This is a genomic window from Bowmanella dokdonensis (genome assembly GCF_017254865.1).
Classification (GTDB): Bacteria; Pseudomonadota; Gammaproteobacteria; order Enterobacterales; family Alteromonadaceae; genus Bowmanella; species Bowmanella dokdonensis.
The window spans coordinates 1-323 of the sequence record NZ_JAFKCV010000249.1; the positions used below are offsets into that span (position 1 = coordinate 1).

At 51.1% G+C, this 323-nt stretch carries 1 pseudogene; it reads right to left on the bottom strand.

Going from position 1 to position 323, the window contains the following annotated elements:
• A pseudogene (locus J0A66_RS22435) lies at nt 1-323 on the bottom strand (ATP-dependent DNA helicase RecQ); the annotation flags it as partial.

A 323-nucleotide genomic window follows, 5' to 3' on the forward strand; every position in this document is an offset into this window, starting at 1 on the left:
CCTTCCTGGCTTTTTATGTAGCTTTCCAGTTGTTCCAGGGGTTTGTACTTTTGCAACTGGGTGTAGCGGATGTTGGGGCGGTCAAAACTGCCCTGATAGACCATGGGCTGCTGCAAACGTAATTGTTGCAGAATATCCACACGGGTGGCCGGATCGGCGGTGGCGGTTAGCCCCATCATAGGCACATGGGGGAAGAAATGCTTAAGTTGCCCCAGCGCCATATAGTCCTGGCGAAAATCATGGCCCCAATGGGATACACAATGTGCTTCGTCAATGGCAAACAGACTGATTTGGATATGTTGCAGGCGCTGAATAAATTCGGG